This is a genomic window from Pseudomonas sp. RA_35y_Pfl2_P32 (assembly GCF_963970735.1).
GTDB lineage: Bacteria > Pseudomonadota > Gammaproteobacteria > Pseudomonadales > Pseudomonadaceae > Aquipseudomonas.
Map to the genome: position 1 here is coordinate 288,616 of NZ_CAXAQF010000002.1, position 18,984 is coordinate 307,599.

The 18,984-nt window shown below is 62.3% G+C and carries 19 protein-coding genes; 7 read left to right on the forward strand and 12 right to left on the reverse strand.

The annotated features are described in order from the left end of the window. Window positions 1-13 precede the first annotated feature (13 nt). Both AACY45_RS03375 and ilvA read right to left on the reverse strand, forming a co-directional pair. Entirely contained in the window at window positions 14-439 is a 426-nt protein-coding gene (locus AACY45_RS03375) for a DUF2269 family protein (RefSeq protein WP_339544147.1), read from the reverse strand. Between the two features lie 40 nt (window positions 440-479). Continuing rightward, complete coding sequence (gene ilvA / locus AACY45_RS03380; protein ID WP_339544148.1) at window positions 480-1,994, reverse strand: threonine ammonia-lyase, biosynthetic; 1,515 nt, start codon at window positions 1,992-1,994, stop codon at window positions 480-482. A gap of 145 nt (window positions 1,995-2,139) precedes the next feature. Between ilvA and rpiA the strand changes: the two genes are divergently transcribed. Next, a complete protein-coding gene (gene rpiA / locus AACY45_RS03385) occupies window positions 2,140-2,811 on the forward strand; it encodes a ribose-5-phosphate isomerase RpiA (RefSeq protein WP_339544149.1) in 672 nt (223 codons plus the stop codon). Window positions 2,812-2,984: 173 nt separating this feature from the next. Here rpiA and AACY45_RS03390 read toward each other — a convergent pair whose 3' ends face one another. The 3 genes from AACY45_RS03390 to AACY45_RS03400 form a co-directional block, all read right to left on the reverse strand. Beyond that, window positions 2,985-3,899, reverse strand: a complete 915-nt coding sequence (locus tag AACY45_RS03390) for an SdiA-regulated domain-containing protein (protein WP_339544150.1) — start codon at window positions 3,897-3,899, stop codon at window positions 2,985-2,987. Between the two features lie 157 nt (window positions 3,900-4,056). Then, window positions 4,057-4,722: a fumarylacetoacetate hydrolase family protein gene (locus tag AACY45_RS03395; protein ID WP_095164652.1), complete on the reverse strand. Its 666-nt coding sequence runs from the start codon at window positions 4,720-4,722 to the stop codon at window positions 4,057-4,059. Between the two features lie 40 nt (window positions 4,723-4,762). Continuing rightward, window positions 4,763-6,157: an FAD-binding oxidoreductase gene (locus tag AACY45_RS03400; protein ID WP_339544151.1), complete on the reverse strand. Its 1,395-nt coding sequence runs from the start codon at window positions 6,155-6,157 to the stop codon at window positions 4,763-4,765. Between the two features lie 204 nt (window positions 6,158-6,361). Here AACY45_RS03400 and serA point away from each other — a divergent pair, with 204 nt between their 5' ends. Further along, on the forward strand, window positions 6,362-7,591 hold the full coding sequence (serA, locus tag AACY45_RS03405) for a phosphoglycerate dehydrogenase (protein ID WP_095164654.1): 1,230 nt from the start codon (window positions 6,362-6,364) through the stop codon (window positions 7,589-7,591). A gap of 58 nt (window positions 7,592-7,649) precedes the next feature. On the opposite strand, the gene AACY45_RS03410 is transcribed toward serA, so the two are convergent. Further along, window positions 7,650-8,072, reverse strand: coding sequence for a DUF4399 domain-containing protein (locus AACY45_RS03410; RefSeq protein ID WP_339544152.1), 423 nt, complete (start codon window positions 8,070-8,072; stop codon window positions 7,650-7,652). A gap of 132 nt (window positions 8,073-8,204) precedes the next feature. Here AACY45_RS03410 and AACY45_RS03415 point away from each other — a divergent pair, with 132 nt between their 5' ends. Then, window positions 8,205-8,978: a transporter substrate-binding domain-containing protein gene (locus tag AACY45_RS03415; protein WP_339544153.1), complete on the forward strand. Its 774-nt coding sequence runs from the start codon at window positions 8,205-8,207 to the stop codon at window positions 8,976-8,978. Here the strand turns inward: AACY45_RS03415 and AACY45_RS03420 are convergent. Both AACY45_RS03420 and AACY45_RS03425 read right to left on the reverse strand, forming a co-directional pair. Next, window positions 8,975-9,466 carry a DUF523 domain-containing protein gene (locus AACY45_RS03420; protein ID WP_339544187.1) on the reverse strand — a complete coding sequence of 164 codons (492 nt, stop codon included), beginning with the start codon at window positions 9,464-9,466 and terminating at the stop codon, window positions 8,975-8,977. The genes AACY45_RS03415 and AACY45_RS03420 overlap by 4 nt on opposite strands. A 2-nt stretch (window positions 9,467-9,468) precedes the next feature. Further along, window positions 9,469-10,101: a 2OG-Fe(II) oxygenase gene (locus tag AACY45_RS03425; protein ID WP_339544154.1), complete on the reverse strand. Its 633-nt coding sequence runs from the start codon at window positions 10,099-10,101 to the stop codon at window positions 9,469-9,471. 132 nt (window positions 10,102-10,233) lie between these two features. Here AACY45_RS03425 and AACY45_RS03430 point away from each other — a divergent pair, with 132 nt between their 5' ends. Further along, window positions 10,234-10,986: a DUF2059 domain-containing protein gene (locus AACY45_RS03430; protein ID WP_339544155.1), complete on the forward strand. Its 753-nt coding sequence runs from the start codon at window positions 10,234-10,236 to the stop codon at window positions 10,984-10,986. Window positions 10,987-11,007: 21 nt separating this feature from the next. Here AACY45_RS03430 and AACY45_RS03435 read toward each other — a convergent pair whose 3' ends face one another. Then, complete coding sequence (locus tag AACY45_RS03435; protein WP_339544156.1) at window positions 11,008-11,955, reverse strand: alpha/beta hydrolase; 948 nt, start codon at window positions 11,953-11,955, stop codon at window positions 11,008-11,010. A gap of 96 nt (window positions 11,956-12,051) precedes the next feature. Between AACY45_RS03435 and AACY45_RS03440 the strand changes: the two genes are divergently transcribed. Then, window positions 12,052-12,630 (forward strand): DUF6436 domain-containing protein, encoded by a 579-nt coding sequence (locus AACY45_RS03440; RefSeq protein ID WP_339544157.1) that lies wholly within the window; start codon window positions 12,052-12,054, stop codon window positions 12,628-12,630. A gap of 103 nt (window positions 12,631-12,733) precedes the next feature. Further along, entirely contained in the window at window positions 12,734-15,133 is a 2,400-nt protein-coding gene (locus AACY45_RS03445; protein WP_339544158.1) for a penicillin acylase family protein, read from the forward strand. 57 nt (window positions 15,134-15,190) lie between these two features. Here the strand turns inward: AACY45_RS03445 and AACY45_RS03450 are convergent, their stop codons facing one another. Continuing rightward, window positions 15,191-16,156, reverse strand: a complete 966-nt coding sequence (locus AACY45_RS03450) for a GlxA family transcriptional regulator (protein ID WP_339544159.1) — start codon at window positions 16,154-16,156, stop codon at window positions 15,191-15,193. 220 nt (window positions 16,157-16,376) lie between these two features. Between AACY45_RS03450 and AACY45_RS03455 the strand changes: the two genes are divergently transcribed. Then, complete coding sequence (locus tag AACY45_RS03455; RefSeq protein ID WP_339544160.1) at window positions 16,377-17,015, forward strand: HD domain-containing protein; 639 nt, start codon at window positions 16,377-16,379, stop codon at window positions 17,013-17,015. 186 nt (window positions 17,016-17,201) lie between these two features. Here the strand turns inward: AACY45_RS03455 and AACY45_RS03460 are convergent, their stop codons facing one another. Both AACY45_RS03460 and AACY45_RS03465 read right to left on the reverse strand, forming a co-directional pair. After that, window positions 17,202-18,092 (reverse strand): ABC transporter permease subunit, encoded by an 891-nt coding sequence (locus AACY45_RS03460; protein WP_339544161.1) that lies wholly within the window; start codon window positions 18,090-18,092, stop codon window positions 17,202-17,204. Then, window positions 18,089-18,970, reverse strand: a complete 882-nt coding sequence (locus AACY45_RS03465) for an ABC transporter permease subunit (protein ID WP_339544188.1) — start codon at window positions 18,968-18,970, stop codon at window positions 18,089-18,091. The genes AACY45_RS03460 and AACY45_RS03465 overlap by 4 nt, the downstream gene beginning before the upstream one ends. Window positions 18,971-18,984 lie beyond the last annotated feature (14 nt).

The window sequence follows — 18,984 nt, forward strand, 5'->3', positions numbered from 1 at the left end:
CGGTATCGGGCGGTTAAACCGGCTTGGCGCCCATCAACCCGGCGATCGCGATCAAGCTAACCAAGCTGACCAACGCCAGGGCAAAAGTGAACCTGCCGCTGCCACCCGGCGCCGTACGCTGGCGGTTGAGCCGCGCCAGTAACCAGAAACCGCTCAGCGCCGTCACGGCATACAGCACGCTGGACGCCAGCAGCCAGGTTTGCCCCAGCGGCCAGCCAATCAGGTGCACCATCCACCAGCCGGTGAACGGCATGCTCAGCAACGCCAGGCCCATCAGCAGCCAGACGAACAGCCGTGGCCGTTGCAAGGTGCGCACCGGCGCCGTGGCATCACCGTTGCGCCGGGTCCGCCAGACCCAGACCGCCAGGCCCAGTGCACCGGCCAGCAGCAACACGGTGGCCACCATATGAGCCATTTTCAGCGCGGTTAAGGTTTCCATACGTCAATTTCCCTCAAGTCCTGTGCATCAGCGTAGCCGTTCAGCCCAGAAACAGCTGGTAGGCCGGGTTGTCGCTCTCATCCCAATACGGGTAGCCGATTTGCGCCAACGCCGCCGGCACCAAGTGGCGCTCGTCGTGGGGCACCTGCAGGCCCGCGACCACCCGGCCGTCGGCCGCACCGTGGTTACGGTAGTGGAACATCGAGATGTTCCAGCGCCCGCCGAGCTTGTTGAGGAAGTTGAACAGCGCCCCGGGACGCTCCGGAAATTCGAAACGCAGGATCACTTCATCGACCACATGGGCTGCACGACCGCCGACCATGTGGCGAATGTGCAGCTTGGCCAACTCGTTGTCGGTCAGGTCGAGCACCGGGAAACCCTGCTCGCTGAGGCTGGCGATCAGCGCACTGCGCGGATCGTTTTCCGGATGGGTCTGCACGCCGACAAAGATGTGCGCTTCGCTGCCCGTGTTGTAGCGGTAGTTGAATTCAGTGATCTGGCGCTTGCCGATGGCTTCGCAGAACGCCTTGAAGCTGCCCGGCTGCTCTGGAATGGTCACCGCGATAATGGCTTCGCGGCCCTCGCCCAGTTCGGCGCGCTCGGCCACATGGCGCAGGCGATCGAAATTGACGTTGGCGCCGGAGTCGATGGCCACCAGGGTCTGCCCGGTGACACCGCGCAACTCGACGTATTTCTTGATCCCGGCCACGCCCAGGGCGCCGGCCGGCTCGGTGATCGAGCGGGTATCGTCGTAGATGTCCTTGATCGCCGCGCAGATTTCATCGGTGCTGACGGTGATCACTTCATCGACATAGTCTTTGCAGATGTCGAAGGTGTGCTGGCCGATCTGCGCCACGGCTACACCGTCGGCAAAGATCCCCACGGTCGGCAGCACCACCCGCTCGCCAGCGGCCATGGCCGCTTGCAGGCAATTGGAGTCGTCCGGCTCGACGCCGATGATCTTGATGTCCGGGCGCAGGTATTTGACGTAGGCCGCGATCCCGGCGATCAGGCCACCGCCCCCCACCGGCACGAAGATCGCGTCCAGCGGACCCGGATGCTGGCGCAGGATCTCCATGGCCACCGTGCCCTGCCCGGCAATGGTGTGCGGATCGTCATAGGGGTGAATGTAGACGTAGCCTTTTTCGTCGACCAGCTTGAGCGAATAGGCCAGGGCCTCCGGGAACGAATCTCCGTGCAGCACCACTTTGCCGCCGCGCGAACGCACGCCTTCGACCTTGATTTCCGGGGTGGTCTTGGGCATCACGATGGTCGCCTTGACCCCCAGCACCTTGGCCGCCAGGGCCAGGCCTTGCGCGTGGTTACCCGCTGAGGCGGTGACCACGCCGCGTGCACGCTCTTCGTCGGTCAACTGAGTCAGCTTGTTGTAAGCGCCGCGAATCTTGAACGAGAACACCGGCTGCAAGTCTTCGCGCTTGAGCCAGATCTTGTTGCCCAGCCGCTCGGAGAGCTGGCGGGCAGTCTGCAAAGGGGTTTCTACGGCAACGTCATAAACGCGCGAGGTGAGGATCTTTTTGACGTACTGTTCAAGCATCGGAAAGCATCACTGAGCGGGTTGGGCAGGACCACGGAGTCTAACCCGGCTTTTGCCCAGGCGACCACACGAATCCAGAGGTTTTAGCCGGCCATGGCGCTATAATGCCGGCCTTCTGTCCCCCTCACGGCACCTCGGAGCCCGCATGACCCAGGATCAACTCAAACAGGCAGTGGCACAGGCCGCCGTCGATTTCATCCTTCCCACACTCGACGACAAGAGCATCGTCGGGGTCGGCACCGGCTCCACCGCCAACTGCTTCATCGACGCCCTGGCCCAGCACAAGGGTGCCTTCGACGGCGCGGTCGCCAGCTCCGAAGCCACCGCCGCGCGCCTCAAGGGCCACGGGATCCCGGTGTATGAGCTCAATACGGTCAGCGACCTGGAGTTCTACGTCGACGGCGCCGATGAAAGTGACGAGCATCTGAACCTGATCAAGGGCGGTGGTGCCGCCCTGACCCGCGAGAAGATCGTCGCAGCCGTGGCCAAGACCTTCATCTGCATCGCCGACGCGAGCAAGCTGGTGCCGGTGCTGGGCAACTTCCCGCTGCCGGTTGAAGTGATCCCGATGGCCCGCAGCCATGTGGCTCGCGAGCTGGTGAAGCTGGGCGGCGACCCGGTGTACCGTGAAGGCGTGTTGACCGACAACGGCAACATCATCCTCGACGTGTTCAACATGCAGATCACCAACCCGGTGGAGCTGGAGAAGCAGATCAACGCCATCGTCGGCGTGGTCACCAACGGCCTGTTCGCCGCCCGCCCGGCGGACCTGCTGCTGCTGGGGACCAGCGAAGGCGTGAAGACCCTCAAGGCCTGATGCTGTAGCGGGTACCCGCTTGCGGCGCTCGCTTGCGACTTGCGGCTTGCCCGCGATGACGGTGTGTCTGGCACCATGGGTGTTGGCTGTGCCGGCCTCATCGCGAGCAAGCGGAGCGCCGCCCGGCTCGCTCCCACAGGTTTTGCATACACCCCGTGGGAGCAGGCTTGCTCCTACGGATTGGGTTTCTTGAATACGTAGAACAGGTTCGGCTCGCTCACCAGGTACAAGGTCCCATCGTCATCCATGGCGATCCCCTCCGCTTGCGGCACGGTCTTTTGCAGGCCCTGGCGCCCCTTGGTCAACGACATGGTGCTTAACGGCCGCCCGTCGATATCCAACTCCAGCACCAGAAACGACTCGTCCGACAGCGCCAGCAAATGGCCGCTGCGCTCGTCGTATTGCAGGCTCGACAGATCGCGCACAAACAGCCCGGCATCGCGCTTGGGGTTGTTGATCACGTGCACGGCATAGGATTTTTCCGGGTTGTAGTGGGGAAAACCCTGCACTTCATAGATCAGCATCGGGTCGCGCTCCTTGGCGACAAACAAGCGCTTGCCCTTGGAGTCGTAGGCCAGGCCCTCGAACCCCTTGTTGCGGGTCATGTGCATGCCCAGGGTCATCTGTTCGGCATCGGCGGCATCGAGGAAGGCCGTGTCGTCTTCGAGATGAATCTTGATCAGCCGCTGCTGGCGCTCATCGCTGATCACGTAGGTGTCGGCGCTGATGAACTCCACGGCTTCCGGATCGCCAAAACCGATCAGCGCGACCCGGCGCAGGATGCGCCCGTCGAGGGACATCTCGACCAGTTCGGAATTCTTGTTGGTGACGGTGAACAGGCTTTTGCGCACCGGATCATAGGTCAAGGCCGAGACGTCATCGTCCAGGCCTTCGATCGGCTTCGCCTCGAGCACCACACGATAGTCATTGAGTGCCATCGAATGCTCACTGACCGGGTGCAGCCAGGCTTGCAGGTTGAACCAGGTGCGCTCGTAAAGGCGGTAGTACTGGCCCAGCATGGCCAACGCCAGCAAAGCGGCGATCAACAACATCAAGGCAAGGGGCTTGGGGCGGGCAAGTCGGCGCATGGGGCGAGCTCAAAAACCAATCGGGCGGATGGAATATCACGCGTTGATGAATTCAAGCTTAATGGAGTTGGGTTTGTCGCCACGCCCCATGGCATAGGGAGACCCTGTGGGAGCAGGCTTGCCGCGCCCACAGGGTCTCCCTATGCCGTGTCTTGATTCAGCGCACGCTGCTGGCGAAGCTACCGGCACCCGGCAATTCCAGGACCAGTTCGTCCCCGACATTCAGCGGGCCGACGCCCACTGGCGTACCGGTCAGGATCACGTCACCGGCCTGCAGCGAGAAGCAGCCGGCCATGTGCTGGATCATCGGCACGATCGGGTTGAGCATGGCACTGCTGTTGCCGTCCTGGCGGACTTCGCCATTGATGGTCAGGCGAATGCCGATGTCGGTCAGGTCGGCAAAGGTGCTGCTGACCACGAATGGCGCCAGCACACAGGCGCCGTCGAACGACTTGGCGATTTCCCACGGCAGCCCCTTGGCCTTGAGCTCGGCCTGCTTGTCGCGCAGGGTCAGGTCCAGGGCCGGGGCAAACCCGGAGATCGCATCCAGCACTTCTTCACGGCTTGGCTTGGTCGACAAGGGTTTGCCAATCAACACCGCGATTTCCGCCTCGTAATGCACCGAGCCGCGTTCAGTTGGAATCGCAAAGCCACCTTCCAGCGGCACCACGCAACTGCCCGGCTTGATGAACAACAACGGCTCGGTCGGTACCGGATTGTCCAGTTCCTTGGCGTGTTCGGCGTAGTTGCGCCCGATGCACACCACTTTCCCTAGCGGGAAATGAATGCGGGTACCGTCGACATACTGGTGCTGATAGCTCATTACCGCCTCCTGCCTTAGGGATTCTTCAGGTACCGCACCTTCAAACAGCGAAGATCTTGCCCGGGTTCATGATGCCGTTCGGATCGAACACCGCCTTGACGGCTTTCATGTATTCGATTTCCACCGGCGAACGGCTGTAGGTCAGGTAATCGCGCTTGGTCATGCCCACGCCGTGTTCGGCCGAGATCGAGCCGTTGTACTTCTCGACGGTTTCAAACACCCACTTGTTGACCGTCGCGCACTTGGCAAAGAACTCGTCCTTGCTCAGGTTTTCTGGCTTGAGGATGTTCAGGTGCAGGTTGCCGTCGCCGATGTGGCCGAACCAGACGATTTCGAAGTCCGGGTAGTGTTTGCCGACGATCGCGTCGATTTCCTTCAAGAACGCCGGGACTTTCGACACCGTGACCGAAATGTCGTTTTTGTACGGAGTCCAGTGGGAAATGGTCTCGGAGATGTACTCGCGCAGTTTCCACAGGTTTTGCAGTTGGGATTCGCTCTGGCTCATCACGCCATCGAGCACCCAGCCCTGTTCAACGCAGTGTTCGAAGGTTTCCAGGGCGTGGTTGGCCACCTCTTCGGTGGTCGCTTCGAATTCCAGCAGCGCGTAGAACGGGCATTCGGATTCGAAGGGCGCCGGCACGTCGCCACGAGCCAGGACCTTGGCCAGGGCCTTGTCGGAGAAAAATTCGAAGGCGGTCAGGTCCAGCTTGCTCTGGAAGGCGTGCAGCACCGGCATGATCGAGTCGAAATCGGCGGCGCCCAGGACCATCGCGGTGAGGTTTTTCGGTGCGCGGTCCAGGCGCATGGTCGCTTCGACCACAAAACCCAGGGTGCCTTCGGCGCCGATGAACAGCTGGCGCATGTCGTAGCCGGTGGCGTTCTTGATCAGGTCGCGGTTCAACTCCAGCAGGTCGCCCTTGCCGGTGACGACTTTCATGCCCGCCACCCAGTTGCGGGTCATGCCGTAGCGAATGACCTTGATCCCGCCGGCATTGGTGCCGATGTTGCCGCCAATCTGGCTGGAACCGGCCGACGCGAAGTCCACCGGGTAGTACAGGCCCTTTTCTTCAGCCACGTTCTGCAGATGCTCGGTGACCACCCCAGGCTGGCACACCACCGTGCGATCCGTCAGGTTCACATCGAGAATCTGGTTCATGTAGTCGAACGAAACCACCACTTCGCCATTGGCGGCCACCGCAGCAGCCGACAGCCCGGTACGCCCGCCGGACGGCACCAGGGCGACCTTGTGCTGGTTGGCCCAGCGCACGATGGCCTGGACCTGCTCGGTGGTCTTGGGGAACACGATAGCCGTCGGGGCCGGGGCGAAATGCTTGGTCCAATCCTTACCGTAAGCATTCAGGGAGTCGGCGTCGGTCAGCACCTTGCCAGGCTCAACCAGGGTCTTCAGCTCATCAATCAGGGCAGGATTGGTCATCGAAAGAACTCTCGAACAATTCATGGTCATCCTGAGAACGCTTCACGTCGCAGGAATGAGTGTTTAGCGGGGTGCGTATGCTAGCATACCGCCCCCGCAGGGTAGTGCCCAAAGGCTGTTCTGCGGTGACGGCTTTCTTGCCGTCTGGGTCAGCGTCTGTTGACCATTTCCTGCCATTTTTCTCCGGGATACAGGTTTACGCAGATGAGCAAGACTTCTCTCGATAAGAGCAAGATCAAGTTCCTTCTTCTCGAAGGCGTCCACCAATCGGCTGTCGACGTTCTCAAGTCGGCTGGCTACACCAGCATCGAGTACCTCACGGGTTCTCTGCCGGAAGCCCAGTTGAAGGAAAAGATCGCTGATGCGCACTTCATCGGCATTCGCTCCCGCACTCAACTGACCGAAGAGATCTTCGATCACGCGAAGAAGCTGGTCGCCGTCGGCTGTTTCTGCATCGGCACCAACCAGGTGGATTTGAACGCGGCCCGCGAACGCGGTATCGCCGTGTTCAACGCGCCATACTCCAACACCCGCTCCGTTGCCGAGCTGGTGCTGGCCGAAGCGATCCTGCTGCTGCGCGGCATCCCGGAAAAGAACGCCTCCTGCCACCGTGGCGGCTGGATCAAGAGTGCGGCCAACTCCTTCGAAATCCGGGGCAAGAAGCTGGGTATCGTCGGCTACGGTTCGATCGGTACTCAACTGTCGGTGCTGGCTGAAGGCCTCGGCATGCAGGTTTACTTCTACGACACCGTGACCAAGCTGCCACTGGGTAACGCCACCCAGGTCGGCAACCTGCACGAGCTGTTGGGCATGTCCGACATCGTCACCCTGCACGTTCCGGAAACCGCTGCGACCCAGTGGATGATCGGCGAGAAGGAAATCCGCGCCATCAAGAAGGGCGGCATCCTGATCAACGCTGCACGCGGCACCGTGGTTGAACTGGACCACCTGGCCGCTGCGATCAAGGACAAGCACCTGATCGGCGCCGCCATCGACGTATTCCCGGTGGAGCCTCGCTCCAACGACGAAGAGTTCGAAAGCCCGCTGCGTGGCCTGGACAACGTGATCCTGACCCCGCACATCGGCGGCTCCACCGCTGAAGCGCAAGCCAACATCGGCCTGGAAGTGGCCGAGAAGCTGGTCAAGTACAGCGACAACGGTACGTCGGTATCCTCGGTCAACTTCCCGGAAGTGGCCTTGCCGGCTCACCCTGGCAAGCACCGCCTGCTGCACATCCACGAGAACATCCCGGGTGTGATGAGCGAGATCAACAAGGTCTTCGCCGAAAACGGCATCAACATTTCCGGTCAGTTCCTGCAAACCAACGAGAAAGTCGGCTATGTCGTGATCGACGTCGACGCCGAGTACTCGGACCTGGCGCAAGAGAAGCTGCAACACATCAACGGCACCATTCGCTGCCGCGTGTTGTTCTAACGCTCAAGCGTCAATAAAAAGGGAGCCCCGCGGGGCTCCCTTTTTTATGCCTGGCGAATTACTTCACCGTCACAGTGATTTTTTCCGAAACGATCGGCGGCTCGAAGGCCATGTGGTTCTTGTCGCCCAACTCCAGTTGCAAGGTGTGCGTGCCAGGCGTCAGGGTCAGCTCGGTTTCGGTCTGGGCCTTGCCGAAATGCACATGCTGGGCGTCAGCCGGGATCACCTGGCCCGCGGCGATCGGGCCAGTGTCGATCAGCAGGTGGTGGTGGCCGGTGTTTTTGGTGGTATCGCCCGCCGGGGCCAGCGCCACGCCTTCAATGCCGAATTTGACCTTGAAGGTCTTGTCCACGGTGGCACCATTTTCCGGGGTCACAATAAACGCCTTGGCGCCAGCCGGGGCGGGGGTCGCAGCGCTGGCCATCATCGAAGCACCGAGTAACAGACTGGCCAAAACAGCACGTGACATAAAGGTTTTCATTCTTTTCTCCAGTTTTACGCTTAATCTTGATGAGTGTGACAACTTCGTGGCGATTCGTTGTCGAAGGACCTCAACACCATAGCAAAGCGCGCCGCAGCAGCGCGCCGCACATAACGAATTCAAGGAGTGACCATGCGCTTTTTGCCTGGCCTGATACTGTTGCTGCCCCTTGTGAGCCCATTGGCGCACGCTGAACTGATTGACGATGTAAACGACCGCGGTGAATTACGCATAGCGCTGGAAGCCGACACCCCACCGTTCAATTTCAAGGATGACGGCCGCCTCACCGGCTTCGAAGTCGAACTCGGCCAACTGCTGGCCAGTGAATTGGATGTGCGCGCCGACTTCGTGGTGACCGACTCCACGGACCTGCTGCCAGGCGTCGAGAGCGGCAAGTACGACATCGCCATCAACCACATAGCACTGACCCCGGAACTCAAGGATCGTTTCGATTTCAGCGAACCCTACAGCTATTCCAGCGCTCAACTGATCGTGCGCCAGGAAGAACAGCGTCCATTCGGCTCCCTGCTGGCCCTCAACGGCAAGGCCCTGGGCGTGGCGCAAGGCAGTCAGTTCGTCGACCAGGCCCGCAGCGTCGAAGGCATCGACCTGCACAGCTACCCCGACGCCCAGCAACCCCTCAAGGGCGTGGCCGACAAGCAGCTCGACGCCGCCATCAGCGATCGCCTGCTGATCCCCTATGCGATCCGCGACAGCCGTCTGCCGGTGAAAGAAGGCGCCAAGGTCGGCCCGACCCTGAGCCTGGCAATTCCCTTCCAGAAGGGCAACCCAGCCTTCCAGGCCAGCCTCGACCGAGCCCTGCAACAGATCAAGAAAGATGGACGCCTGATGGCGCTGTCGGAAAAATGGTTCGGCATGGACGCGAGCCAGCCGCCAAAACCTTAAAGGTCGGGGTCGGTTTGCAGGGCCGCCGCCGCTTCAGCCAGTTGCAGCTCGCTGAATACCTGCACCCCATGCCGGGTCAGCAGGGCGGCGGTGACGCCTTCGCCGCTGACCTTGACCCCGCTGAAGGTCCCGTCATACGTCAGCAGATTGCCGCAGGACGGGCTGTTGGCCTTGAGCACAGCGATCCGGATGGCGTGCTGTTGCACCAGCGCCAGGGCCTGCTGCGCACCTGACAGAAACTCGGCACTGACATCCTCGCCCTCAGTGGTGATCACCCGCGCGCTACCGTCCAGCACCTCAGCACCTTGCCCACCGGGAATCTCCGCGGCCGCCCGTGGCGTAGGCAGGCCACCGGCCACTTCCGGACACAGCGCGACCACCCGCCCTTCGGCGATCCACTGCTGCAATTGATCGAACGGCCCGCTGGCACCACCGTCGTAACGTACGCGGTGGCCGAGCAGGCAGCGGCTGACCAGGATTTTCTGCATCATCAGAACAACTCGTTACCGCGTCGACGAAACCAGCCGGTCAATGACAGGCGCTCGCGGGTTGCGGGCAGGACTTCGTGGGGCACTTCACCCGACAGGAAGACCACCAGGCAACCGCCGATGGGGACCACATCGTGCTCCACGCCCTCCTCCAGGTACATACGCAACTGACCGCCATGCTCCGGCAGCCAGGCGTCGTTGAGGTAGATCACCGCCGAGACCATCCGCCGGTCGTCGTCGCGAAAGCGGTCGACATGCTTGCGGTAGAACGCCCCAGGTGGGTACAGCGCGAAATGGCTCTCGAAATCCTCAAGGCCCAGGTACAGGCCGCGGTTCATGGCTTCGCGCAGGCTGTCCATCAAGCCCAGGTAAAGGTCGCACGCCTCGACCTGACCCGGCTCCAGCCACTGGATGTGATCGCCGCGAATGCCCTCGCGAATCTCCGAGAACGGCCCGCGCCCGACGGCCGCTGGCGCCAGTTCACCCTCGGCCGCACGTTTACGGCACTCAGCCGCCAGTGCTCCGGTCAGAACCTGAGGCAGGAAAATTGGCTGCTGCGACCAGCCGCGCACAGCGAGGTCGTCCACGATACGTAACAGCAGCGGGTGATCGGAGGGTATTTGCATGGCGCGCATAGTATTCCTGCGCCAGCAAATCCGACAGCACCACATAGCGGAGGATCGTCGGATAAGCTGATGAACATGATACGAATTCTCGACAACCTGTGTCTGGCCCCGGAGAATAGTCGCCTGCCGACAGGAGTCCTTATGCGCCGTTTGCTTTTTTCACTGTTGATGCTCTGCACTTTTCCCTCCTGGGCAGACGGCCACGACCAGTTGTACAAGGTCGCCGGCTGGCCCGACCAGCGCGCGCATTTTAGCGATGCCCTCAGCGCCGCCCAGCAACGCTACCAAAGCAGTTTGCCGCCGGCAGTGTTCCAGGCGTTGGTCAATAACAGCAATCAGCGTTTTGCGCCGCAGGCCATGGATCGCCGGGCCGAAGCGCAATTGCGCAAGAACCTCGCCGACCCCACACCAGCGCTGGTTTTTTTCCAGTCGCCGCTGGGCCGCAAGATCATTGCCGCCGAACTGCTGGCGACCCGGCGCGACCAGTTGGCGAAAAATGCCAAGGGCCTGCCGAAAATCGAAGCCAGCGACACCCGTCAGTTGATCATTGGTCATCTGGCCCGAGCACTGCCGGCCCGTGAAGCCGGTGCCGAAGTCAGCCTGGCGATCGCCGGTGTGGCGGCGGACAGCCTGAGCCAGATGATTCCCGGCCTGCTCGGCGGCGGTCAGGCCCAGAGTATGTTGAACGGCCAGCGCCAGCGCCTGATGGAGCAGATCGGCAGCGACCTGAACAACACCCTGCTGTATGTCTATCGCGACCTGTCGGACGCGGAACTGGAGGAGTTCGCCAACTTTGCCGAATCACCCGAAGGCCAGGCGTATTACCAGGCAGCACTGGCCGCGATCCGCGCGGGCCTGGCTGTCGGCCAAAGCACCTCGAACCTGAATCAGTAAAGGTCGGCGCCGGCAGGGGCGTTACGGATTACGCCCCTTGATCCGCTTGGTCAGAAACCCGAAATACTCCTGGCGCAACGCCTGGGTTTCATTGGCCAAATGATGGCGAGCCTCGGGCAGCGTCAACACCTGGGGCCGGTCGAACTTGCCCGCCAACACTTCAAGGTTGTGCTGCCAATCCACGGTCATATCCGCCTGGCCCTGAATGATCAGCGGCCGCCGGGGACTGCGCGGGGCCGCTTCGATGCGTTTGATCCAGCGGGCCAGCGCGCCGACCCAGGCGGTCGGCAGACGCAGCGGCTGCAGCGGGTCGGCTTGCAGGAACGGCAGGAACGCCGGGTCGCTGGAGTTTTCACTGAAGCGCCGGGCGATGCCTTTGACGAAGGGCTTGAGCAGGTAGTAACTCAGGTGTGACCAGCCCCAGGCACGCGGCCGCACCAGCGGCGACAGCAGCACCACCTGGCCCTGCGCCGGGCTGTCTTGCCCCTGGTAAAGCACATGATCGATCACGATCGCCCCGCCAGTACTCTGGCCGCACAGGTGCCACGGCTGCGGCAAATCGATGGAGTGCGCCTCGACGAACAACCCCTGCAGGGTGTCCTGGTACTCGGCAAAATCGCGGATGCTCGCGCGCTCACCGCTGGACAGGCCGTGCCCCGGCAGGTCACAGGCAATCACCGCAAACCCCTGGTCCAGCGCCCACTCGATCACATGCCGATAGAGCCCGGTGTGATCGTAGAAACCGTGAAACAGAAAGAGCGTCGCCTTGGCTCGCTCGGGCCACCAGAACTGGCTGACCAACTCATAACCATCGACCTCGAACCGTCCCAGCCCGGTGCGCAGAGTGCGGTCCGCAAAGTCCAGGCCGTAGAACTGCTGATAGGCCCGGCCCTCCTCCGACAACGGCTGCGCGCAGGCCAGCGCTTGCAGGCTGGCACGCAAATGATCGGCATTGAAGGTGGCGGGCATATCGGGATTCCAGCGCGAAACAGACTTTATGGGCCTGCGATATTCTTCTGTCGCGCCAAGCATGGCAAGCTACGCGACCTTCGAGGAAGCTTTCCCATGCGCCCGCACGCCCGCACGACATTGCTTGCCACCCTGCTCGCCCTGCTATGCGCCGGCGTCCTCTGGGCGGCGTATGACTGGTTCCAGGGACGCTACTTGCGGGCCTTCAGTTCGCACACGGCGGTGTTTTCCGGCGACCCCTTGCGCCTTCCCGAGCACCTGGCCGGCCCCGGGGCGATTCGCGTGGTGCACTTCTGGGACCCGGCCTGCCCGTGCAACGTCGGCAATCAACAGCACCTGGCCGAACTGCTCGAGCACTACGGGCCACAAGGCGTGCAGTTCTACGCGGTGCAAAAGCCCGGTAGCCAGGGCCAATTGCCCAGCACCTTGAGCAGCCTCAAACCCCTCGAAGTCCTCCCAGGCTCCGAGCAAGTCCCTGCCAGCCCCGCCGTAGCGATCTGGGACCGCGGCGGCAAACTGGCGTACTTCGGCCCCTACAGCGAAGGCCTGACGTGCAATTCGAGCAACAGCTTTATCGAACCGATCCTGCAGGCCCTGAGCGAAGACCGCCCGGTAAACGCCATCAATACCCTGGCGGTGGGGTGTTACTGCCCCTGGGCCAGTGACGCGCCCTAGGGCATTCCGGACTTTTCGAGGTATTGCCTGCCCGGTGCGTCAGCTCTGTGCTACATGTTGACCGCCCCGACAGGCGGTACCCTGACAAGAACAAGGAGTCACCATGAAACGCGCCCTGAGCTTACTGGCCCTGTTACTCGTGCTGCTGGCCGCCGCGGCCGGTTGGTATGTGTACAGCAAACAACCATCGCGTCAGGGTCAGGTGCAGTTGCAGCACCTGGAGGGCTCAGTGACTGTGCGCTACGACGAGCGTGGCATCCCGCACTTGCGTGCCGGCAACGAGATCGACCTGTATCGCGCCCTCGGTTATGTCCAGGCCCAGGACCGGCTGTTCCAGATGGAAATCATGCGACGCCTGTCCCGGGGTGAACTGGCCGAGGTGCTCGGGCCAAAACTGTTGGATACCGACAAACTGTTCCGCAGCCTGCGCATTCGCGAGCGTGCCGAGACTTATGTGGCCGCACTGGATAAGGAGTCGACGGCGTGGAAGGCCCTACAGGCCTATCTGGATGGGATCAACCAGTATCAGGACACACACGCCGCGCCCATTGAGTTCGACGTGCTGGGCATCGCCAAGCGGCCGTTCACCGCCCAGGACACCGTCAGTGTCGCCGGCTACATGGCCTACAGCTTTGCCGCGGCCTTTCGCACCGAGCCCCTGCTGACCTACGTGCGCGATCAGTTGGGTAATGACTACCTGAACATCTTCGACCTCGACTGGCAGCCCAAAGGCGTGCTGGCCCAGCAACACAGCAGCGCGCCGGCCCTCAGCAGCACCGACTGGCAAGACCTCAACGCCATTGCCCGCCTCAGCCAGCAGGCGCTGGCCGAGCATGGCCTGCCACAATTCGAGGGCAGCAATGCCTGGGTGGTGGCCGGCAGTCGCACCAAGAGCGGCAAGCCATTGCTGGCCGGCGACCCGCACATTCGGTTCTCGACGCCTTCGGTGTGGTACGAAGCGCAGCTGTCAGCCCCCGGTTTCGAACTCTACGGGCACCATCAGGCGCTGGTGCCGTTCGCCTTCCTTGGTCACAACCTGGACTTCGGCTGGAGCCTGACGATGTTCCAGAACGACGACCTCGACCTGATCGCCGAGAAGGTCAATCCGGACAACGCCAACCAGGTCTGGTACCGCGGCAAGTGGGTCGATCTGATCAACAGCGAGCAACAGATTGCCGTCAAGGGCCAGGCCCCCGTCACCCTGACCCTGCGCCAATCGCCCCACGGCCCGATCATCAACGATGTCCTGGGGGCCAGCGCCGGCAAGACGCCGATCGCCATGTGGTGGGCGTTCCTCGATACCCAGAACCCGATCCTCGAAGGTTTTTACCAACTCAACCGCGCCGACACCCTGGCCAAGGCCCGGGCCGCATCCGCCAAGGTCCAGGCCCCGGGGTTGAACATCGTCTGGGCCAACGCCAAGGGGGATATCGGCTGGTGGGCGGCCGCGCAACTGCCCAAGCGTCCGGCGGGGGTCAAGCCGGGCTTCATCCTCGACGGCAGCAGCAATCAGGCGGACAAGGACGGCTTCTACCCCTTCAGCGCCAACCCGCAGGAAGAGAACCCGGCCCGCGGCTACATCGTCTCCGCCAACTTCCAGCCGCTGTCACCCACCGGCATGGAGATTCCCGGTTACTACAACCTGGCCGACCGCGGCCAGCAGCTCAACCTGCAATTGAGCGACAAGAACTTCAAGTGGGACCTGGACAACACCCAGGCACTGCAACTGGGCACCACCACCGGGTACGGCCCGCGCCTGCTGGCACCGTTGCTGCCGGTATTGCGCGAGGTGGTCAGCGACCCGCAGGAGCGGCAATGGCTGGATCAACTGGCCGCCTGGCAAGGCGATTACCCGCTGGAATCCACCCGTGCCACGCTGTTCAACCAGTTCCTGTTCAACCTGGCCGACGGTGCGCTGCACGATGAACTGGGCGATAGCTTTTTCGACACCCTGCTCTCGACCCGGGTGATCGACGCCGCCCTGCCCCGACTGGCTGCCAACCCCGATTCCCCTTGGTGGGACAACCGCGACACCCTGGGCAAGGAAACCCGCGCCGACGTGGTCAAGGCCGCGTGGCACGCCAGCATCGCTCACCTGAAAACCACTCTCGGCGCAGACGCCACACAATGGCAATGGGGCAAGGCCCACACCCTCACCCACGGCCATCCGCTGGGCACGCAAAAACCGTTGGAGCGCATTTTTAACGTCGGTCCGTTCGAAGCCCCGGGCAGTCACGAAGTGCCGAACAACCTGTCGGCGAAAATCGGCCCGGCACCCTGGCCCGTGACCTATGGCCCGTCGACCCGGCGCATCATCGATTTCGCCGACCCGGCCCACGGCCTGACCATCAACCCGATCGGCCAGAGCGGCGTGCCTTTCGATGCGCACTACCAAGACCAGGCCGAGGCGTACATCGAGGGTGTCTACCACCAGGCGCATTTCAGCGAGGAAGAAGTGAGCGCCAATACGCGCAGCACCTTGAAGCTGTTGCCGGCCCGCTGAAGCGGCTGGCACCCGGCTGGCGGACAGTGGCGGCACGGAGTGGGCAGGCGACGCCTCTCAAACCGCCGACGAAAAGTTCAGCCGGAACTGCAACGGCGTCACGCCCAGGCGTCGATTGAACACGCTGCGCATGTGCTGGGCATCGCGAAACCCACACTGGTACGCGATAGTCTTGAGTGCGGCCCGCGAGCTCTCCAGCATGACCCGCGCGGCGTCCACCCGCGCCTGCTCCACGAACTCGGCCGGGGTCACCCCGGCTTCCCGGGTGAACACCCGGGAGAAGTTGCGCGCACTCATGTTTGCCGCCACGGCCAGGTCGACAATGGCCAGGTCGCCCGTCAAGTTGGCCATGACGTAATGCTGGACCCGCGCCACCGGTGAGGTTTCCTCGGCGTAGGGCGTGAGAAATGGACTGAACTGCGACTGGCCACCCGTGCGCTGGGTAAACACCACCAGGCGCTTGGCCACACTCAAGGCCACCTGCGGACCGTGGTCCTTGGCCAGCAGGTACAGCGACAGGTCGATCCCCGCCGTGACCCCGGCCGAGGTGAACAGCGCGCCGTCCTCGACATACAGCCGGTCGGCCTCGACGCGAGTGGTCGGGCACAGTGCCGCCAGCGCCGCGGCATCACCCCAATGGGTGGTGACCGTCCTGCCGTCGAGCAATCCCGCGCGGGCCAGCAGGAAGGCGCCGTTGCAGATCGAGCCAAAGCGCCGTGACCGGGCGCTGGCATCGCGCAGCCAATGGTCGAATGCCGGACCAAAATCGACAAAGGGCAATTGCGGCCCACCGGCCACCAGCAGCAAATCGTAGGCCTGCAGCGCCGCGCTGAAGTGCTGGTGAGCCTGCAGGGTCAGGCCGTTGGAGCATGGCAGCAGACCCTGTTCGACGCCGATCACCTGCAACTGGTAATGCTCCTCGGGCTCGAGAAAGCGGTTGGCCTCGGAAAACACATCCATGGGACCGGTCACGTCCAGCGCCTGGACGCCGGAGAACACCACGATGGCAACAGTTTTGCTCATGGGCTGGATCGCCTTCTTGGGCATTGAATGAGTGTGAGCCGCCGCACACCGTGTCACAGGCCACGATTGAACCCTAGCCAATTCAGGCCCAGGCAGCCAACTGGCACGAATTGCAGGTTGATTGGCCGGGATCGTTACCCTGTGCCGATTGTTGCCTGGGGCCTGTGGATTGAGACTGGACTCATCGACGCCAACCCGGCGTTCCCAGGAGGTCAACACCATGAGCAGCATCGCCGGCATCAGGATCCCTGACAGCGCCCTCGCCCGGGCCACCACCGAGTACATCCGCGACAGCGAGTCTGACCTGCTGTACCACCATTCGCGTCGGGTATTCCTGTTCGGTGCCTTGAGCGGCGAGCGCCAGCAGTTGGCCTACGATCCGGAGTTGCTGTACGTCGGTGCGATGTTCCACGACCTGGGCCTGGTGGCTGGGCATCGCAGTGATGATGAGCGTTTTGAAGTCGATGGCGCCAACGCCGCAGCCGCCTTTCTCAAACCCTATGGCTTGAGCGATGACGACATTGAGCAGGTCTGGCTGTCGATTGCCCTGCACACCACCCCCGGCGTGCCCAGACACCTGCGCCCGACCGTTGCACTGGTGACCGCCGGGGTCGAAATGGACGTGCTGGGCCTGGACTACGCGGCCTTTACCAGCGTGCAGCGCGACGCCGTGGTGCATGCCCACCCGCGGGGTGAAGGATTCAAGGAGTGCATCATCTGCGCGTTTGCCGACGGCTTGCGCCATCGTCCACAGACAACGTTCGGCAACGTCAAGACGGATGTCCTGATGGATCAGGAACCGGGGTTCCAGCCGATGAACTTCGTCCAGGTCATCCGCCAATCCCCTTGGGCTGCGTAAACATCAATGGGTGAATGCAGGATCTGTGAGCACCAAAAGCTACTGTGGGAGCGAGCCTGCTCGCGATGGTCGTCAACGATGACGCGTCAAGCCTGGCTTAACGCGGTGTCCTTGGGTTCTTCGCGAGCAAGCTCGCTCCTACAGGGGTTGGGGGTTGACCACAGGATTGCGGTCAACCCTCCCGACTCAAACGGCTTCCGGCGCCTGGGCCCGGCGTACGTCGGGCTGTTTCCAGGAGTCGGCAGCACTTTCCTCGATGGCCTGCTGGATCGCCCGCTTGCGGTTTTCTTCGGCGCGGCGGCTGAAGAACCAGACCAGGAAAGTGACGATCGACACCGCCAACAGGATCAGGCTGGCCACGGCGTTGATCTCGGGCTTGACCCCAAGACGCACCGCCGAGAACACTTCCATCGGCAAGGTGGTGGACCCCGGGCCCGAGACGAAGCTGGCCAGTACCAGGTCGTCCAGCGACAGGGCGAACGACATCATGCCGCCCGCTGCCAGCGAAGGCGCAATCATCGGGATGGTGATCAGGAAGAACACCTTCCACGGCCGCGCCCCCAGGTCCATGGCCGCCTCTTCGATGGACAGGTCCAGCTCACGCAAGCGCGCCGACACCACCACCGCCACATAGGCGGCACAGAACGTAGTGTGGGCGATCCAGATGGTGACGATGCCCCGCTCCTGTGGCCAGCCGATCATCTGCGCCATGGCCACGAACAGCAGCAACAGCGACAGACCGGTGATCACTTCCGGCATCACCAACGGCGCGGTGACCAGGCCGCCGAACAGCGTACGGCCCTTGAAGTGGGTGATCCGGGTCAGGACGAACGCGGCCAGCGTTCCCAGGGCGACGGCTGCGATCGCGGTGTAGCAGGCGATTTCCAGCGAGCGCCCCACCGAGCCCATCAGTTGGCTGTTGTCCAGCAGGCCGACGTACCACTTGATCGACCAGCCGCCCCACACCGTCACCAGTTTCGAGGCGTTGAACGAGTAGATCACCAGGATCAGCATCGGCAGGTAGATGAACAACAGGCCCACTACCAGCATCAGGCTGGAGAAACGGAAGCGCTTCATTCTTTACCCTCCATTTCCTTGGCCTGACTACGATTGAACAGGATGATCGGCACAATCAGGATCAACAGCATCACCACCGCCAGGGCAGACGCCACCGGCCAGTCGCGGTTGTTGAAGAATTCTTGCCAGAGCACTTTACCGATCATCAGGGTCTCCGGACCGCCCAGCAGTTCCGGGATCACGAACTCACCCACCACCGGGATGAACACCAGCATGCAGCCGGCGATGATGCCGTTCTTCGACAGCGGGATGGTGATTTTCCAGAAACTGTTGAAGGTGCTCGAACCCAGGTCGGACGCGGCTTCCAGCAGGCTGGTGTCGTGTTTTACCAGGTTGGCGTAGAGCGGCAGGATCATGAACGGCAGGTAGGAATAGACCACGCCGATATAGACCGCCAGGTTGGTGTTGAGGATCTGCAGCGGTTCGTCGATCAAGCCCATGGTCATCAAGAAGCCGTTGAGCAGGCCGTTGTTGCTGAGGATGCCCATCCACGCGTACACGCGGATCAGGATCGCGGTCCAGGTCGGCATCATGATCAGCAGGACCAGTACGGTCTGCATTTCCTTGCGCGCACTGGCGATGGCGTAGGCCATCGGGTAGCCGATCAACAGGCACAGAGTGGTGCTGATCAGCGCCATCTTCAACGAGCCGAGGTAAGCGGCAATGTACAGCTCGTCCTCGCTGAGCATCACGTAGTTGCCCAGGTTGAGCAGCAACTGCAGCTTCTGCTCGACGAAGCTGTAGATCTCGGTGTACGGCGGAATGGCTACGTCTGCTTCGGCGAAGCTGATCTTCAGGACAATGAAGAACGGCAGCATGAAGAACAGGAACAGCCAGAGGAACGGAACGCCGATGACCAACTGACGGCCACCAGGAATTATTCGACTGAGTC

What these genes read in the sequence shown, in the direction of transcription:
- AACY45_RS03445 (WP_339544158.1), top strand. Translation starts at nt 12,734, where the DNA reads ATGAAACGCGCCCTGAGCTTACTGGCCCTGTTACTCGTGCTGCTGGCC.
- AACY45_RS03390 (WP_339544150.1), bottom strand. Translation starts at nt 3,899, where the DNA reads ATGCGCCGACTTGCCCGCCCCAAGCCCCTTGCCTTGATGTTGTTGATC.
- AACY45_RS03460 (WP_339544161.1), bottom strand. Translation starts at nt 18,092, where the DNA reads ATGAAGCGCTTCCGTTTCTCCAGCCTGATGCTGGTAGTGGGCCTGTTG.
- AACY45_RS03415 (WP_339544153.1), top strand. Translation starts at nt 8,205, where the DNA reads ATGCGCTTTTTGCCTGGCCTGATACTGTTGCTGCCCCTTGTGAGCCCA.
- AACY45_RS03450 (WP_339544159.1), bottom strand. Translation starts at nt 16,156, where the DNA reads ATGAGCAAAACTGTTGCCATCGTGGTGTTCTCCGGCGTCCAGGCGCTG.
- AACY45_RS03455 (WP_339544160.1), top strand. Translation starts at nt 16,377, where the DNA reads ATGAGCAGCATCGCCGGCATCAGGATCCCTGACAGCGCCCTCGCCCGG.
- AACY45_RS03410 (WP_339544152.1), bottom strand. Translation starts at nt 8,072, where the DNA reads ATGAAAACCTTTATGTCACGTGCTGTTTTGGCCAGTCTGTTACTCGGT.
- serA (WP_095164654.1), top strand. Translation starts at nt 6,362, where the DNA reads ATGAGCAAGACTTCTCTCGATAAGAGCAAGATCAAGTTCCTTCTTCTC.
- ilvA (WP_339544148.1), bottom strand. Translation starts at nt 1,994, where the DNA reads ATGCTTGAACAGTACGTCAAAAAGATCCTCACCTCGCGCGTTTATGAC.
- AACY45_RS03395 (WP_095164652.1), bottom strand. Translation starts at nt 4,722, where the DNA reads ATGAGCTATCAGCACCAGTATGTCGACGGTACCCGCATTCATTTCCCG.
- AACY45_RS03375 (WP_339544147.1), bottom strand. Translation starts at nt 439, where the DNA reads ATGGAAACCTTAACCGCGCTGAAAATGGCTCATATGGTGGCCACCGTG.
- AACY45_RS03425 (WP_339544154.1), bottom strand. Translation starts at nt 10,101, where the DNA reads ATGCGCGCCATGCAAATACCCTCCGATCACCCGCTGCTGTTACGTATC.
- AACY45_RS03435 (WP_339544156.1), bottom strand. Translation starts at nt 11,955, where the DNA reads ATGCCCGCCACCTTCAATGCCGATCATTTGCGTGCCAGCCTGCAAGCG.
- AACY45_RS03440 (WP_339544157.1), top strand. Translation starts at nt 12,052, where the DNA reads ATGCGCCCGCACGCCCGCACGACATTGCTTGCCACCCTGCTCGCCCTG.
- AACY45_RS03430 (WP_339544155.1), top strand. Translation starts at nt 10,234, where the DNA reads ATGCGCCGTTTGCTTTTTTCACTGTTGATGCTCTGCACTTTTCCCTCC.
- rpiA (WP_339544149.1), top strand. Translation starts at nt 2,140, where the DNA reads ATGACCCAGGATCAACTCAAACAGGCAGTGGCACAGGCCGCCGTCGAT.
- AACY45_RS03400 (WP_339544151.1), bottom strand. Translation starts at nt 6,157, where the DNA reads ATGACCAATCCTGCCCTGATTGATGAGCTGAAGACCCTGGTTGAGCCT.
- AACY45_RS03420 (WP_339544187.1), bottom strand. Translation starts at nt 9,466, where the DNA reads ATGCAGAAAATCCTGGTCAGCCGCTGCCTGCTCGGCCACCGCGTACGT.